The sequence below is a fragment of the Novosphingobium sp. CF614 genome, assembly GCF_900113255.1.
Classification (GTDB): domain Bacteria; phylum Pseudomonadota; class Alphaproteobacteria; order Sphingomonadales; family Sphingomonadaceae; genus Novosphingobium.
On the sequence record NZ_FOOR01000005.1, the window covers coordinates 131,712 to 148,276 of the forward strand.

12 protein-coding genes are annotated in these 16,565 nt (G+C 62.7%); 6 read left to right on the forward strand and 6 right to left on the reverse strand.

Annotated features, from left to right (window positions below):
- Positions 1-63: 63 nt before the first annotated feature.
- Complete coding sequence (locus BM052_RS08050) at positions 64-2,421, reverse strand: TonB-dependent receptor (RefSeq protein WP_255406028.1); 2,358 nt, start codon at positions 2,419-2,421, stop codon at positions 64-66.
- A 384-nt stretch (positions 2,422-2,805) separates the two neighbouring features.
- On the opposite strand from BM052_RS08050, the gene BM052_RS08055 reads away from it, so the two are divergent.
- The 3 genes from BM052_RS08055 to BM052_RS08065 all read left to right on the forward strand — a co-directional run bounded on the left by BM052_RS08055 (position 2,806) and on the right by BM052_RS08065 (position 6,251).
- Entirely contained in the window at positions 2,806-4,302 is a 1,497-nt protein-coding gene (locus tag BM052_RS08055) for an amidohydrolase family protein (RefSeq protein WP_091145317.1), read from the forward strand.
- A 174-nt stretch (positions 4,303-4,476) separates the two neighbouring features.
- Entirely contained in the window at positions 4,477-5,358 is an 882-nt protein-coding gene (locus BM052_RS08060; protein ID WP_091145320.1) for an LLM class F420-dependent oxidoreductase, read from the forward strand.
- Positions 5,359-5,486: 128 nt separating this feature from the next.
- Positions 5,487-6,251, forward strand: a complete 765-nt coding sequence (locus tag BM052_RS08065; protein ID WP_177198381.1) for an SDR family NAD(P)-dependent oxidoreductase — start codon at positions 5,487-5,489, stop codon at positions 6,249-6,251.
- A gap of 230 nt (positions 6,252-6,481) precedes the next feature.
- Here BM052_RS08065 and BM052_RS08070 read toward each other — a convergent pair whose 3' ends face one another.
- From BM052_RS08070 to BM052_RS08080, 3 genes are all read right to left on the reverse strand, one after another.
- Positions 6,482-7,228, reverse strand: a complete 747-nt coding sequence (locus BM052_RS08070; RefSeq protein ID WP_143084777.1) for a DUF305 domain-containing protein — start codon at positions 7,226-7,228, stop codon at positions 6,482-6,484.
- Positions 7,225-8,574 carry an LVIVD repeat-containing protein gene (locus tag BM052_RS08075; RefSeq protein ID WP_218151531.1) on the reverse strand — a complete coding sequence of 450 codons (1,350 nt, stop codon included), beginning with the start codon at positions 8,572-8,574 and terminating at the stop codon, positions 7,225-7,227. The genes BM052_RS08070 and BM052_RS08075 overlap by 4 nt, the downstream gene beginning before the upstream one ends.
- 573 nt (positions 8,575-9,147) lie before the next feature.
- Complete coding sequence (locus BM052_RS08080) at positions 9,148-10,530, reverse strand: amidohydrolase family protein (RefSeq protein WP_091145329.1); 1,383 nt, start codon at positions 10,528-10,530, stop codon at positions 9,148-9,150.
- Between the two features lie 380 nt (positions 10,531-10,910).
- On the opposite strand from BM052_RS08080, the gene BM052_RS08085 reads away from it, so the two are divergent.
- Both BM052_RS08085 and BM052_RS08090 read left to right on the forward strand, forming a co-directional pair.
- On the forward strand, positions 10,911-12,293 hold the full coding sequence (locus BM052_RS08085) for an amidohydrolase family protein (protein ID WP_177198382.1): 1,383 nt from the start codon (positions 10,911-10,913) through the stop codon (positions 12,291-12,293).
- 408 nt (positions 12,294-12,701) lie between these two features.
- Positions 12,702-13,631: an SDR family NAD(P)-dependent oxidoreductase gene (locus tag BM052_RS08090; RefSeq protein WP_091145333.1), complete on the forward strand. Its 930-nt coding sequence runs from the start codon at positions 12,702-12,704 to the stop codon at positions 13,629-13,631.
- Between the two features lie 249 nt (positions 13,632-13,880).
- Here the strand turns inward: BM052_RS08090 and BM052_RS08095 are convergent, their stop codons facing one another.
- Both BM052_RS08095 and BM052_RS08100 read right to left on the reverse strand, forming a co-directional pair.
- On the reverse strand, positions 13,881-14,309 hold the full coding sequence (locus BM052_RS08095) for a DUF2141 domain-containing protein (RefSeq protein ID WP_255406029.1): 429 nt from the start codon (positions 14,307-14,309) through the stop codon (positions 13,881-13,883).
- 77 nt (positions 14,310-14,386) lie between these two features.
- Positions 14,387-15,571, reverse strand: a complete 1,185-nt coding sequence (locus BM052_RS08100) for a cytochrome P450 (protein ID WP_091145596.1) — start codon at positions 15,569-15,571, stop codon at positions 14,387-14,389.
- Between the two features lie 90 nt (positions 15,572-15,661).
- Between BM052_RS08100 and BM052_RS08105 the strand changes: the two genes are divergently transcribed.
- Positions 15,662-16,318, forward strand: coding sequence for a TetR family transcriptional regulator (locus tag BM052_RS08105; RefSeq protein WP_177198383.1), 657 nt, complete (start codon positions 15,662-15,664; stop codon positions 16,316-16,318).
- The last annotated feature ends 247 nt before the right edge of the window (positions 16,319-16,565 follow it).

The following is a 16,565-nucleotide window of genomic DNA, read 5'->3' on the forward strand; positions in this document are numbered from 1 at the left end:
AACGGGCACTCGAACGGTCCCTCCCTTCGCCGTCTCGCAACGACGAAGGGAGGGGAGGCCATATTAATACCGGTACTGCAATGTCAGCCCGACGGTTCGCGGACGGTAGGTCTGGTCGTAGTAGAGCGTCGAACCGATCGAGTCATGGTTGCGCGCCAGCACGTCGTTCGAATTGAGCAGGTTGTCGACGAAGACCGAGAGATCGACACCGCTGAACCGCGCGCCCATGCGGGCCGAGACGAAGTTCCGGCCCGGCAACTCGGTCAACCCGGAATCGTAGCCATAGGCGCCCGAAACCGCCGTCTGGTAAGTGTGGCTGGCGAAGGAGAAATCGCCGCGCAGGTAGGCGTCCACGCCGTCGCCCACTTCGCGCTCGTAAGAACCGAACAAGTGTCCGGTCCACGAAGGACCGCCGATGTGCTGGCCGTCGGCCTTCAGCATCAGGCCATTGCCGCCATAGACGTTGTCGTCATAGGTCAGGTGCACGTAGGCGAGGTTGCCGCCCAGGTTCAGGCCTTCTACCGGGCGCACGTCGATCGACAGTTCGCCGCCCTTGCCGGTCGCGTCGCCAAGGTTGTAGATGAACGAGAACGAGCAGGTCGGCAGACGCACCGACTGCTGGATGTTTTTCCACTTCATCAGGTAGGCGCTGGCGCCGAGCTGGACCGCGCCGCCGAACAGCGAGTTCTTGGTGCCCGCTTCGTATGACCACAGCGAGTCGGATCCGTAAGCCGTGGGGCTTTCGGTCAGGCCCAGGGTGTTCAGGTCTCCGGTGCACAGGTCGCTGAGGATCTTCGCTTGCGCGCCGCCGGGGCGGAACCCCTTGGTGGCGGAGGCATAGACCATGTTGTTCGGCGAAATCTTGTAAGAGATGCCGAACTTGGGCGTCCAGGCGGCTTCCTTCATGCTGGCGGTGGTGACGGTGCGGACGTTGCGGGTGGTCGTGCCGTCGGCGACGTTGGTGAAGTCGAAGTCGACGTGGCTGTAGCGGATCGCCGCGGTCAGCGTCAGCGCTTCGGTGGGCTTCGCGTCGATGCTGGCATAGCCGGCGATCTGCTTGTCCTTGGCGTTGACGAGGTTCACGTAGCTGTACCGGCCGTCATACTGCTGGTAGCCGTTGATGAGCGTTCCGGGGATGCGGCCGGAACTGGTGTAGTTGCTGAAATCCTGCTCGGTGTTCGCGTAATAGGCACCCACGGTCCAGTCGATCAGCTTGTTGCCGTAGGACTGGAGCCGCGCTTCCTGGACGAAGTTCTTCTGCTTCACCGTCAGGTAATCGTCCATGTTGGTGATGTCCTTGTTCGAAAAAGTCCCGAACGGACTGCCGGAACGCAGGACAGAGAAGTACGTCGCGTAGTTGAGCGTCTGCTCCTGCTTGCGGTCGAAGTAGGAGGTGTTGGTGATGAGGTCGATGTTGGACGCGACTTTCCATTCCACCTTGAGCGCGGGCAGGTAGAACGTGTCGGTGCTCGGCTCCAGCGAATAGACGCCGGTGTGGTAATCGTTGTCCTTGGCCAGCCCGTAGCCTTCCCAGTAGTCATCGCGAGCCTTGCCGTGCACGCGCTGGTAATAGAAGCTGGGCGTGACGGTGAGCGTGTCGGTGGCCTTCCAGCCCAGCACGGCGCGAAGCACCGCCGAGTTGCCCGAGTTCACGTCCTTGGCCTTGACCACGTCGGTCCCTTGCGTGACCTGGTCGATATAGCCGCCGGTGTGCTGATACCAGCCGCTCATCCTGAAGGCGAGGTTGTCGGTGATCGGCGCCCCCAGGGCCAGCCCGGCCTCGTAGCTGGGAGAGCCTTCTTCGGTGAACGAAACCTGCGAACGGCTGTAGAGGTGCAGCGCGTCGTAGTCCGGCCCCGGCGTGATGAAGCGCACGGCGCCGCCTTCGGCGCTCGCACCGAACAGCGTCCCCTGAGGACCGTAGAGCACTTCCACCCGGTCGAGATCGAAGACCTTTGGATAGGGGTTGCCGCCATAGTAGCCGACGTTGCGGATCTGGATCGCGGTATCGTCGATGTAGATCGCGGTCGTGGCCGAGCCGACGTCCGACGCCAGGCCGCGAATCGAGATGTTGCTGCCGTTGTTGGCCGTGACGCCGGCCGAGGGGGCGAAGTTGAGGGCCGGCGTGAGGCGCGACAGATCGTCGATGCCGCGGATGCCCTGCTGGTCCATGAGATGCTTGTCGTAGCTGGTGATCGAAACCGGCACCTCGTTGATGCTCTGTTCGCGGCGCAGCGCCGTCACCGTGATGACGTTCGCATCCGCGCTGTCGCCGGTTGCCGGAGCGCGATCCTCCGCGTCTGCCGCGTGCGCGGTCGCGAAACCGCCGGCCAGCGCGGCCACGGCGCACGAGGCGGCCAGTGCCCTGCGCAAGCGCCGGCCGTAGAGTCCGGGCTCGTTGAAATTGGTGATGAGAGACATGACGCCAAACCCCTTTTCTGCTCGATGGTTTCGAGCACCCTCTCGTGCGCCACGTTCCGTCTTGTCTGTCCTCACGTGGTCCTCCGTTGTCATTCGCCGGACTGTCTGCATTCACGGTCTCCGACTTGCCTTTGCCCGGTTCCTTCGGGCGCTGTCATATCAAGGCAAAAATTTACGCCGCATACCATTGCAAGAACCGAACCTGTGCGTTGCTAAATGTGGGCCGCCGTATCGGGCACCGTATCGGGCGCCGTAGCGGGCGTTGTCGCGCGCGGCTTGGCGCGCTCGCTTTTTTGCATCGCCCGCGCGGGCGATCGGCGCCTAAGGTCGTCCGCTGCGGGATACGCGGTTTGCCTCTCGCTTTGTCGGGGATGATTGCGCGCGATGACAGACAGGGTGTTGCGAAAGCTTCGGGCCGGGCGCGTACTGGTCGATGCCGAAGGCATGGTTCTGGGACCCACCGAGATCGCGATCGATGCCGAGGGGCGCATCGCCTCGCTCGCCGCCATATCCGAAGAAGGCCTGACGCGCGAGGAAGCCGGCGCGCTCGTCATGCCCGCGCTGGCGAACGCGCACGATCACGGGCGCGGCCTGCGCACGCTGGCTTTCGGCGCCGCCGACCAGTCGCTGGAGACGTGGCTGCCGGACTTGCGCCGCCAGCCCAGGGTGGATCCCTGGCTGAACGCGGCGGTCGCCCTGGGGCGTCTGGCATGCAGCGGCGTCGCCGCGGTGAACCATTGCCACAACACGCAGGACAGCCGGGCCCTCCTCGCCGAAGCGGAAGCCGTGTCGCGCGCCGCGCGCGACGTCGGTGTCCGGGTGGCTTTCGGCTGGCCGTTCTTCGATCGCAACCCGCTGGTCTACGGAGACCTTGCGCCCCTGGCCTCGTTCCTCCCGGAGGCGCGGCGCCCGGATATTCTCAAGGCGGCGGATGGAATGCGGGACTGCGCCACCAACTTCGCGCTGTTCGAAAGGGCCAAGGCGTTCGAGCACGATCACTTCACGCTGCAGTATCACCCCGTCGCGCCGCAGTGGGCCCGGCCGGAAACCCTTGCCGCGATCTCCCGCGCCTCCGCCGCCGACGGACGGCGTATCCACATGCACCTCCTGGAAACCGAGCCGCAGCGCGAATGGGCTTGGGAACACCATCCGCGGGGCCTGGTCCGCTGGCTGGACTCGCTGGGCCTGCTGAGCGACCGGCTGACCGTGGCGCACGCCGTGTGGCTGGACGAGGAGGACATCGCGCTGCTGGCGCGCCGGGGGGTCACGGTGTCGGTCAACGTGTCCTCCAATCTCCGGCTGCGTTCCGGCGTGCCGCGGATCGCGGAATTGCTCGAAGCGGGCGTGCCGGTCGCCTTCGGCCTCGACGGCATGGCGTTGGACGACGACGAGGACATGCTGCGCGAACTGCGGCTGGCATGGCACTTCGGTGCGCGGGAGTCCCGGCCGGGCGGGGGGCCGGGCGGGGGGCCGGGTGAGGGGCTAGACCCTCGCGCCGTGCTGCGGGGGGCGCTCGATGCCGGGCATCGATCCATTCTTGGAAGCGGCGCGGGCGGGCGGATCGAAATCGGGGCGGCGGCCGACCTGCTCGTTCTCGATTTCGCGGCGCTGACGGCGGACTGCGTGGCGCCGAATGTCGATGTCATCCGCCTTCTGCTCGGCCGCGCACAATCGCGGCACATACGCGCGGTCTGGGTGCAGGGGCGTGTCGTCGCAAGCTCCGGGCGGTGCGTGGGTATCGATCTTGCGGAACTGGAAGCCAGGTTGACCCGGGAAGCACGGCATGCCTATCTGAACTCTCCGCCCGACGAAGCCGCGATCGCGGAGATGAAGACGGGGGTCAGCGCCTACTACGAGTGCGATTGCCATCGCACCGGGTGATCGGGGACCTGACAGGCGTCGGCGGCCGGCGGACCGATCGGCGAAGGGCAGGTGCGCAAGCCGCCGGGGATGGTGCGATCCATCGCAGCGGCAAGGGCGTTCAACATCTCAACCAAGAAAGAGGCCCCCATCTGTGCCATAATCAGCCCGTCACGATCAGGGAGGCCCCGCCCCATGCACCTCGACCTTCACGTCTCCCGTTTCGACTGGGCGGGCACCCCGTCCGCCATCGGCCCCGGCATTATGCGCCTTGCCCGCGCGGCGGAGAGTGCCGGCGTCAGGACATTGTCCTTCATGGATCATTATTTCCAGATGGAGAACGTGGCGCCGGCCGAGGATCCGATGCTCGAAGTCTATACCGCGCTCGGCTTCGTGGCCGGTGTCACGCAGAGACTGCGCCTGCGCGCGCTGGTGACGGGCGCCACCTATCGCCACCCCGGTCTCCTCGCGAAGATCGTCACTACCCTCGACGTGCTGTCGGGTGGCCGGGCCGAGCTCGGCATCGGGGCCGCGTGGTACGAGCGTGAGCATGTGGGACTGGGGGTGCCGTTTCCACCGATCGCCGAACGGTTCGAGCGGCTGGAGGAGACCATCCGCATCTGCCTCCAGATGTGGAGCGACGACGATGGTCCGTTCGAGGGCGCATATTACCAGCTTGCCGAAACGCTCTGTTCCCCGCCGCCGGTCTCCTCGCCGCACCCGTCGATCCTGATCGGCGGCGGCGGGGAGAAGAAGACGCTGCGGCTGGTCGCGCAATATGGGGATGCGTGCAACTTCTACGTCCCGCCAGAGGGCGTAGGGCACAAGTTGGACGTGTTGCGCGAACATTGCGACGCCGTGGGACGCGATATCCGCGAGATCGAGATCACCGCCATCCTCAATGTCGCTCCGGACTGGACGGTGGACGACATGGTGCGCGGGGCGGAGGCCTATGCGGCGGTGGGGGTGTCGACGGTCGTGGCGTCGGGCCTGGGTGACGATCCTGTAGCGCGACTGGAAGGGGTGTTCGGGCCCGCGGTGGAACGGCTGCGAAGTGTCCGGCCCCAAATGCCTTGACGCGCCGGATGATGGCCCCTCCGAGAACATACACGGCTTGCTTTGCGGAAGCACGCTGATAGCGTTCGCCGGAATAACGACGGCCGGAAACAACACCGGCCTGATCGCCCAAAATGAGAGGACGCGGAATGGACACAGCTTTGTCGGGTCAGGTCGCGCTGGTGACGGGAAGCGCATCGGGAATAGGCCGGGCCACTGCGCTCATGCTGGCCGCGGCCGGCGCGCGCATCGCCCTTGTCGACCGGGATGCGGCGGGGCTCGCGGCCGTGGCGGGCGACATCGGACCAAACGCCAGGACTTTCGAAGCCGATCTTGGCGATGGCGGGAGTCTGCCGGGGCTGGTCGGTTCGGTGCTGGCCGCGTTCGGCCGCATCGACATACTCGTCAACTGTGCGGGTATCACGGGTATCAGCTTCACCGAACCGCAAAGCACGACAGATTTCACCGACGCGCAGCTGGATGCCGTCCTGGGCATAAATCTTCGCGCGCCGTTCATCCTCACCCGTGAAGTCGGCAGGCATATGGTTGCGCGCGGGGGCGGAGGCCGCATCGTCAACGTGAGTTCCAGCGCCGCCTTCCGGGCGACCGGCTCGCCGCCCATCTATGCGGCATCCAAGGCGGGCCTCAACGCACTCACCCGCACGGCGGCGGCGGACCTGGGCCCGCACGGCGTGAACGTCAATGCCGTCGCACCAGGAGCGACGCGCACGTCCATGCTCGCCGATGTCGACCAGTATCTGGAGGAGATGGTCAAGAACGGCCCGCTCGCCAATCTGACGCAAACGGTCTCCGAGGCCGAGGATGTCGCCGCGGTCATCCGCTTCCTGTGCCTGCCCGACAGCCGCCAGATGACGGGCCAGGTGCTGCACACCAGCGCGGGACTCGTGGTCTGATGGCCGCGCGCGGATAGCCGTTCGGGATCGATTACGAAGGGCTGCCATGCGTCCATGTCGAGATGCATGGGGAACCCGTTATACCAAGTCTCTTTTTGAGGGAACTCATCTCCCCCTTCGCCGCCTCGCGGGCGACGAAAAGGGAAAATGAGTCTCCGTCCAAGAGACGTGGTATTACAAGTCCATTCCGGCGGTTGATCCGATCGGGCCGGCACAGAACGCGATTGCGATCACCGAGGCGGTCGAGTCACTTCGATCTCGATTTCGGGAAACGGCAGCGGCTCGGCGTCGGCTTGCCGAAGCAGCGTTCGTATTGTTGCGGCTTCCTCGCTCTGCTCTCGCGCCATGAGCGTTGCGGCGCTGGCGATCATCGGCGTCTCGGCATTGCGGTCGGCGAAGCGGGCCATCGATATGGCGCTTAGATGGTGACGAAGCATCAACTGCAGAAACAGGATATCCAGCGATTTTCCGCTGGCAGCGCGCAACCGATTCAGTTCCGCCGAAGTGGCCATTCCAGGCATTCCACCGGACCCGGAGCATAGCCGGGCATAGGCCTGATCCGGGGTCCATGATTGCCCCTGTCCGGTGTTCATCCATGCCATTGATGAGGTTTGCGGCAACAGCGGGCGCTGCCACATCTTGAGCCAGCCGCGCATTTCACCGACTTCAAGCAACTGGTTGTGCGTGATCTGGGTGGCCAGCGCGGTAATCTGGGGCGATGCGCGCCCCGCCACGATGCCTGCCATCACGACAGCCTGGTCATGATGCTGGGCCATGTGCTGCAAGAAGCCGACATCGACCGTTCCTCCGGCGACCTCCCGGGCTTGAGCGGGCCGATCCGAGCGCCACCACATCGTCCCGGCCCAAACAATCGCCACGCCGAGTAAAATGCCCAGGACGATGGAAAAGCCCAGGGTGACGGAACGGCTTTGTCGAACGCGATCAGCCGCGAGCGGGGGCATGACCAAGCTTTTCAATCGTCCGAATCCCGGGATTGAGTCGCCGGATCACCGGTGTTCGATGGCTTCTGGTACACGCCATTGGTGAATCGCAGCACTTGGACGCCATTGTCCTGGCAGGTTGCCCAAAGCTGATCGCTGCCCACGAAGCGTGGCGGCGAAGTGCACCAGTCCGCCGTAAGTTTCGCCGTGTACTCGCTCGAGCCGAACAAGCCGTTGGCATGCTCCGAGCCCTGCAGAAGTACATTTTTGCCAGTCTGCGCCGGCGGATTGTAATAGGCGATCTCGCGAACATCGTTCGGCCCGGTGGTCCCGAACACGCGGATGCCGGAATTGAAATACCCGCAGGCGATCGCGGTCGGATCATCCTGGCGGTCCACGGTGCAGTAATGGCTGTAATATCCCGCGAACAGGCCGGTCCCCTTGGTATCGCTGCTTGCTGCCGTGCTGTTCGCGGGCAATTGGATCTCGAGCTGCAGGTTTCGCACGATAACCGGATTGGATTCATCTGAAATGTCGATGATCCGTACCGTGCCAAACTCGTCCGGAACGATCAGATAGGGGTGCTCGTTCCACGTCACGGGAATGGTCATCTGGCCAGTGCCAGTCGTGTTCCACGCGACCGAGCCAAGCTCACGAATGGTTGGCACCGGCGCCCGCCGTTGAATGTCGCTGACATCGAAAATACTAACTCCCGCCGGGCTCAACCTTGCAATGTATAGCCTGTTTCCATCTTTGCTGAACGAAAAGCCGTGGTTGAAGGTGCCGGTACTGCCTACGAAGACGATGTGAGGGAGCTTGGGATTCGATACGTCGATCGCAGTCAGGATCCCGAGCGCAAGGCCGGCGGCCCAATAGGTCATGCCATCGGGCGACCAGCCGCCTTCGTGGCCAAGGACGTTTGCCGGGATGCTGAGATTGCCGATGCCATTCTGAAGTTCAGGCGATGCGCAGGCATTGTTAAGGTCATAGACCTCGAAGAATGCGCCGCTGACCGCTGCCCCGCCGGACACCCCGCCGAGCAGCCCCCGTCTCTCGTTGACTTTCAAGCTTTCCCAGGGGCTGAGCATCGATGCGGTGGTCAGACGCCCGGCGAACCGCGGCCGCGCCGGGTCGGCCAGGTCCACCACCTGGACGCCGGGCGAGCGTTTCAGCAGACCGGTCAGCGTCGTCGCCATATAGGCGCAATTGCGGTAGAAGGGGTTCACCCACGATGCGCCTTCGCCCTGATATCGCCCTACCAACTCCAGGTTGCAGCGGTAGCCGAGCTTGCTGCGACCGCTGTTTCTGTCGGCCAGCGGCACCTGACCCTGCAATCCTGTTTCCGGCAGCGAGCCGGGACCGCAGTTCGCGCGCGGGATCACGTCCTCTTCGACCAAGGCAGAAGAGGACGTAGCTGATGCGGCTTGCACGGTTGGCGCTGAAATACCTCGAGTAGCACGATTGTCGACGAGGGCTACGCTGGTATCGCCGAGGCCGCCGTCACTCGGCGGGACCGCGATTAGAGCCACTCGCGATACGGCTACGACCGCTACCGCCGTTCCCAAGACAACCTTGCCCGAATATAGCATGCTCTCTCTCCCAAGGGTCCAGTATGACGATCTGGATCGTTTCCATACATTGTGGACTATAACTATCCACTTGATCTACTGAAAGTGAAAACTACAATACGCGTAAATTGTGATAAATTTTTAATATGAATATGAATTTTAAGTTGCATGAAAACTCATTGATCGGAACCCTTGTTCTCCTTACTTTCGTTATTGTTAACCGCTTTAATTCACCCAAAACGCCTGAACGCGGCCGACGAAGGGAGATGAAAACATCGATGCCGAGATGTACTATCGAGTCCACGCTCGGGTAATGCTGACTTGACGTTACCGGCCTGGCGGCGGCGATCGCGTGCCGCCGCCAGGCCGGTCTTGTCCGCTATTCTGTCAGGCGCAGACCTTTGCCCGCCACAGGTCTTCCTGCAGCATGCCGTCGATCTCCGGCATGCGTTCCTCGCCCTCTGGTTCGGCCAGATATTGGCCGCGCGTATGGAAGTGGGCGATCAGTTCTTTGCTGAGCGGCTCATGCTTGCCGAATATCGCCTCCATCGGCACGCCGATCCGGGCCGCGATCGAGTCTAGCTTCGACTTGTCGAGACCGAGCGCATTGATCGCGTTCTGGCCCATGATGCCGATTGCCTCATCCTTGGGGATATTGCCAAGCGCGTCGCGCAGCCACTCGATCGTGTTGGGCCAGGTGCCCTCGCCGTGCGGATAGTCGCGTCCGAAGCCAAGCCGGCTGACGTCGAGGTCATGGCGCATCTCAACCTCGCATTTACGGATGAACGAGAGGCCGTTGAAGCAGTTGGTCGTCCAATACTCGCTCGGCTTGCGCTTGGCCGGCAGGGCGTCGCGATGCGCCTCGAACTGCTCGTCCAGGTAGTTGAACACGCGCCCCATCCAGTCGCCGTAGATTTCGCTGAGGACGAGCTTGAGGCGGGGATAGCGATCGAACACACCACCCATCATCAATTGCCACATCGCGCGGCGCGGCTTGACGCTTGCGAAGACCTTGCCTTCGAAGAACTGCTTGGAAAGCTTTTCGATCGCGCTCGGGACATCGGATTGTTCCTCGCGGATGGTCTGGCCAATGCGGTGAAACATCGCGCCCAGTTCGCCCTGGCGTTCGCCCTGGCCGGCATGCATCCACAGGAGTATGCCGCGCTCCTCGCAGCGGGCCCAGAACGGATCCCAATACTTGTCGAACAGGGGCGGCTGGCCGGGATAGGTGGTAAAGCCGGGCAGCGTGGTTGCCTTGAAGCCGCGATCGGCGATCCAGTCGAGTTCCTCGATGAGCTCATCGACATCGCGCCACGGCGCCGAGCCGAGGATACCGATCAGATAGAGCCGATCGGGCTCGGAGCCGAAGGTGTCGTGCAGCCAGCGGTTGTAGGCCTTCACGCCGGCATTGCAGCGGTTCATGGCGTGATCGCGATTCGAGGACTGGTAGAACAGCCCGGTCGCACGCGGATCACCGCTGTGGATGAACTCGGCGGCGATGCCTTCGCGGTCCATTTCCTGCATGCGGATCTTGTGATCCCAGACGCCGAATCCGTAGCCATCGCGTACCGCGCCATCGTGATCGTAGACGTCGTAGAGATCGGCATTGTGCATCCGCTTGAAGAAGTGGCTGCTGACACCGATGAAGTCACTGTTTTCCTGGTTCAAAGTAGGCAGGAAATCATGATAGCGCTTGTCCAGGTACTTCGGCCAGGCTTCCGGCGGCATTTGAGCGTGCCCGTCCATCGAAACGATCGTGAGCCTTTCCATCTTCTTTCTATCCTCGTCTTAGTTGTGTGTGCATGTGAACTTCGGGCGCGGTTGTGCCAGTCATGCGGGCGTCGGGGGCGAATCCATCTTGCCGCCATAACCGTACACCAATGTACACTTAGTGACGCGGATGTCCATGGCGTTTTGGCGATGGCACGAAGCGTCCCGGGTTTTCGCGAGGCGTTTTGATGTTATTAAGGAACGAAAAGCGGCGTGGGGGCGTGGAAGGCACGTGTGATTGAACGCGACGGGATGTCCGATCGCTGTTGGCCCAACGATCGCACAACAGAAGTGTACATCGATGTACACTTGTACTAGATTGATCCCACATCGGAGAGGATCACGAAACCTCCGAGGAACGGATTGCAACGGAGATGGACATGGAAAAGCTCACAATCGTCTCGGTCGATGGCCATGCGCAGATGCCGCCTGAGGCCTGGCCGAAGTTTCTCGACAAGCGCTATCACGATCATCTGCCTGCGCTAATCAAGGAGAATGCGAGCTACACAAAGATCAGCGGACACTTCCTGCAGCGCCTGCATAATTCCGACCTCTATGACATCTACGATCACGACCACGCACTGCGCAACGGCGGCGTGATGGGCGTCTGGGATTGCAAGACTCGCATCCAGGAAATGGACCGCGAAGGCATCGCCGGCGAATTCGTCTACAGCGGCGATCCGCGCGCTTCGGGGCTGTTCTACCAGTCCTCGAACTGGACGACCACGATGGAACTCTGCCAGGCGGGCGTAAAGGCCTACAACCGCTGGCTGCTTGACGAATTCGGCTCCGAATCCGACCGTCTGTTCCTGATCGGCATCATCGGCTCGGCTCCATGGCGCGACGTCGATGAGATGATCGTCGAGCTCGACTGGTTGGCCGATAACGGCTTCAAGGCCACTTCGGTCCCGGGCTTTACCGCCTATCCCGGGCAGCCGCCGCTGTTCGACAAGTATTGGGACCCGTTCTGGGCGCGCTGCCAGGAGCGTGACATCACGCTGTGGATGCATGCGGGCCAGGGCGAAGGGCAGGGGGAACTGGGCGCAATCTTCCAGCGCATCGGCGACCAGCTCGGCGAAGAGGAAGGTGATGTCGGCAAAGCCGTCGACAAGCTCGCCAAGGAATTCTTCAAGGGCAAGATCTTCTCCAGCATCAAGCCGCGCCGCGCGATGTGGCAGATGATGATGGGCGGCGTCTTCGACCGTTTCCCGAATCTGCGCCTGATGCTCAGCGAGATCTACGGCGACTGGCTCGGCCCGACGTTCAAATACCTCGACGAGCAATTCGAGCGGAACCGCGCCAGCCTGCCCGCCAAGCGCAAGCCGAGCGACTATTACAAGTCGAACTGCATGAACGGCCTCTCGTTCATCCGCCGCTGCGAAGTCGACCTGCGTCATGATCTGGGCGTCGAGCGGCTTGCGTTCGGCCGCGACTATCCGCACGGCGAAGGCACCTGGCCGAACACGATCCCATGGCTGCGCGACGCGCTGCACGACATTCCCAAGGAGGAGGCCATCGGCATCATGGGCGGCAATGCCATTCGCTTCCTGAAGCTCGACAAGGCAAAGCTCGATGCGATCGCGCAACGTGTCGGTCCATCCATGGACGCGATCTTCGGCGAGCATCCGCCTCTGCCCGAAGACCTGATCGCCCACTTCAACAGCCGCGCGCAGTATCTCGGCGAACCCGAGCGCGAAACGCGCATCCCCGAAATCGATCGCGCAATGAAGGAAGACCTCTGGCGCGCCAAGGCTTTCGCCTGATCGGCGCCATGGAGTTGCGATAGAACCGCGATGACAAGCGGGCGCGAATGATGTGCAGCCCGGCAGCCCCAGACTCTCGGGCTGCCGGGCTTTCGACTAAAGTGTGTTGCTTCCAGATTCCGGCAAGGACGAGACACGCGGATCGTCCCACGGGAAACCCTTCACGCCTAAGCCCCGCTTGACGAACTCGTCGCTGTCCCGCCGCGCGTGTATCGCCTGTTCATCAACGCCTTGATGAAAGAGGGGGAATGCCCATCACCGGCGCAAACTTTTCGCACGGTCACGTTCATTCGGTGACCAACTGTGGCCGTATCGCGCCGAACGGTCCCTTTTCCTGTTCCACTTCGCCGCCTGACCCGGGTAAGCGAAAGTGTAGCAGCGCCAGCAACAAAACAGGAGAGATGCACGATGAATGAACTGCGCTTTGACGGCAAGACCGCGATAGTCACCGGCGCAGGCGGCAATCCCAGCCTGGGCCGCGCGCACGCCCTGTTGCTAGCCGCGCGCGGCGCCAACGTTGTGGTCAACGATATCGGCAGCAAGCACGCGCCGGGTCCGGCCACGGCACAAAGCGTGGTGGATGAAATCGTCGCCTCGGGCGGCAAGGCGGTCGCCGACGCCAATTCGGTGGCGACGGAAGCGGGTGCCAACGCAATCATCCAGACCGCTCTCGACGCCTTCGGCGGCGTGGACATTCTGGTCAACAACGCCGGCATATGCATCAACGCCGCCTTCGACGAGATCACTAGCGCCGACGTTCAGCGCACGATGGACGTCAACCTGATGGGGCCGATCTGGGCGTCTCGCGCGGCGTGGCCGCACATGAAGAAGGCGGGCTACGGACGTGTCGTCAATATCGTCTCCGGATCGATGTACGGCTTTGCGTTGCAGGCCGCCTATGCAGCCAGCAAGGGCGGCGTGTACTCGCTGACGCGCGCCATGGCGACCGAAGGCAAGCGTCTCGGCATCAAGGTGAATTCCATCGCGCCGGGTGCCTTTACCCGCATGGTGATCGGTTCGCAGGAAGAAGACTGCAGGACTTTTCAGGGGACCAAGGCCCATATGCCGGCCGAAGTCGTCTCACCGGCGGTTGCTTTCCTGGCGCATGAGGACTGCCCGGTGAACGGAGAATGCTTCGACGTGATGGCCGGCCACGTCCGCCGTATCTACATGGCGCAGACGCCGGGGATTTCCGAGGCTGAAATCACGATCGAGAAGATCGCGGCGCGCTGGGACGAAGTCATGGCGGGGACATCGCCAGACATTTACCTCGTCGGTGAATTTGACGGCTTCCAGCGCCATGACAAGCCTTACAGGCCATTGGAAATCGTGAACTGACATAAGCCAGTACCAGGGGGATTTCCCGTGTGCGCCGGTTGGACGGCGTTCGCGTCCCGGGCGTCTCCCTGCCGGCCCCTTCCATGCTCGGCAGGCAGAAGCCTGCCGGCAGGGAGGTCTTCCTCAAGCTGTCGCCAAGTCGGACGTCGTGATCGGCGAAAGCCGGCCCCATGCGACGGATCGCCGGGGCCTTATCCTCGGCTGCGATCACATCCGCGTCGCGGCGCTGCGCGAGCAAAGGGTCGCGAGCTAGAACCGCTTCATCGCGAATGTCAGGCGTTGCTCTTCCGCTGCATGTTGGAACGCGGCGTCAGCGAAACGTGGCGGTGCGAGACGTTTCAGTGCATTGTTGGAAAAGCCGATATCCTCCGTCGGTATCCCCAGGAAGTTGCGATCGGCTTTTCCGTTCCGGTTCCGATCGTGGAACGCGATAGCCCCGTAGCGGCCAGGCGGCACCCCCGCAAAGGCGACGATCGTCGTCCCTGCGCGCGCCGGAGCGCTGGCCTTGATCGGACATATCTTCAGCCATTGCGGTTCCAGGCAAAGCATGACCGAGAGCATGCCAGTGGAATCGCGAACATTCGTGATGACGACTTCGACCGGGCCTTGAGCCGACGCCGGAAGTGGAAGGAGCGAGACTGCGCCGGCAATTCCTGCTCCAAGCATCGCAAGTCTCATCTCATTGCTCTCCCTCAATTGTGCAAATGCCGGCGGACGAGGCCTTGCCGCCTTGCCGCGTACATGCAGGTTCGGCGTCAGGCAGGGTCGCAGGTAACGATCGCGTCGCGCAGTTCGTAGCCCATGATACTCTCATCCCACCCCACTCGCGGGCTCTTGGCCAGCCGAATGCCTGGCAGCCGCAGCATCTTATCGAGGAATACGCGCGTTTCATGCAGCGCAAGCTGGGCGCCTGGGCAGCGGTGCGGACCGTCTCCGAAACTCATGTAGTTGCCGGACTGCTTCATCCGTTTCGCCCTGTCGGGATCGAGCGCGAGTGGACAGGGGCCGGTCACCTCTTCGTCGATATTGGCTTCGCGCAGATCCAGGCTGAAGCAGGTGCCTTGCGATCCTTCCTCGGGAATTCTGCGATAGAGCATTCCCGCTACCGGCTCCAGGCGCAGGATTTCTTCGATGATCGCGAACTGCTCGTCCTCCGAGCCGGCGAGATAGCGCTGCTTCAGTGCGTCGTCTTCGAGCATGTGCCAGGAGGCCATGGTGATTAGTTCGCGCGTGGTAATCATGCCCGCGGTGCCATAGATCATGCATTCGATCAGCATTGACCGATTGGAGTACCCTTCCCGGATCATGTGCGAGATCACGTCTTCGCGCGGTGCCTTGCGGCGTGCTGCGATCGCCGGGCGGACATCTCGGCGATCGAAGTTCATCAACTGGATTCCCAGCCACAGCTTGCCGATCATGGCTAACGGCGGGAACGGATTGCCGAGCAGCTTGTTTCCCAGCATCTTGCGCAGGCGATTGGCTTGCGCGCGGCTGTCGCCTTCGGTCAGTCCGACCACTTCGGCCGTGACGTCGACCGCCATCTGGAACGCGATGATGTCCAACACAGCGGAACCATTCCGGCGAAGCTCGGCCATCAGGTAATCCGACGTGTTTTCGATCACGTCGTGGTAGCGGGTCGTTATGGCTTTGGGCGTGAAATAGCGCGCGATCGCACTACGGCGGCGCTTGTGTGCTTCCCCGTCCAGGAAGAACACCGGCATGTGATCGGGATTGCCGTTCCCGGCGAAGAAATCCGCGCCCTTCATACCCTGGAGCGCCTGCGGTGACCGGAAGATATCGCGCAATTCGGCAAATCGGCCGACCTTGCGGGTTCCTTCGGCTGGCTTGGCCTGGTTCGCAGCGATGGCGGCCGATTTCCGATCGTCACGCCCTTCAAGGGCTGGGCACTGCGACGCAAGGGGCTGGGTCACATCGGTCATCCTCATCATCCCAGGGTACTGATGTGGCACAGTGTGCCATCTTTGAATAGGGCGCGCAAGCTGATAGGCTTCTGCCCGAAAGGATTTTCCGTGCATCCGACAGCAAAAGCAAAAGACGATGCGAAACGCCTGACCGCGCTCAAGGCGTCATGGCTTCGGCAGCGCCTCGACACGGCTGGCCGGATCGAACTGGCGGGACTGTCGCTTTTCGTGGAGCGGGGATTCGGCGCGGTGACGATCGACGACATTGCCGCTGCGGCAGGGGTTTCGCGCCGCAGTTGCTATCGGTATTTTCGCTCGCCGCCCGACATCCTCAGCAACGTCGTCTGCAGGGCAATAGACCGATGGGCTGGATTCGTCCGCGATCGCCCGCTTGATGAGCCTTTGTTGTTGTCCTTCGGGGTAGCCGCGCGGGAGATGTCCACTGCCGCGGAACGTTCGGAGCATTTCCGCCTAGCTTCGGAGCTGATCCGGCGGTCCCCCGATATCTGGCAGCGGATAACGGGTCCGATCCAGGCACACGTCGCACTGGCATGCAGGGAAGTCATCGCCGCGCGGCTGGCTCAATCGGGAAAGGACACAGCGCCTGCCAGCGCCATCGCCGCCGCGTTCACCGCGATCGTCATCCACCTGCTGGAACAATGTGCCCGCGACGGCAGGATGTTTCAGCCAGCCGATGTGTTGCAGGCGATCATGGCATTCGGCGATCTGATCGCCAACGTCGGGCAGATCCCGGATCCATCATGACATCGCAGTCTTCATCTGATCCTGATCGCCCGGTTCTCAGCGACGGCGAAGCGCGCAACTGCTTGCTTGGGGCGACGGGCAGCGCGCCGCGTGCTTATCCGTGTACCGGGCGTCAAATCAACTACCTCGCCCAGCCATTGATCGCAGGATTCGGGCCAACGCCTCCTGACGGCGCGTCTTCCATCATCACCGCTCCGGCAAATCCCAGCGCTGGCCCATCATCCGAAGTTGCCGCGTTCCGTCGGCA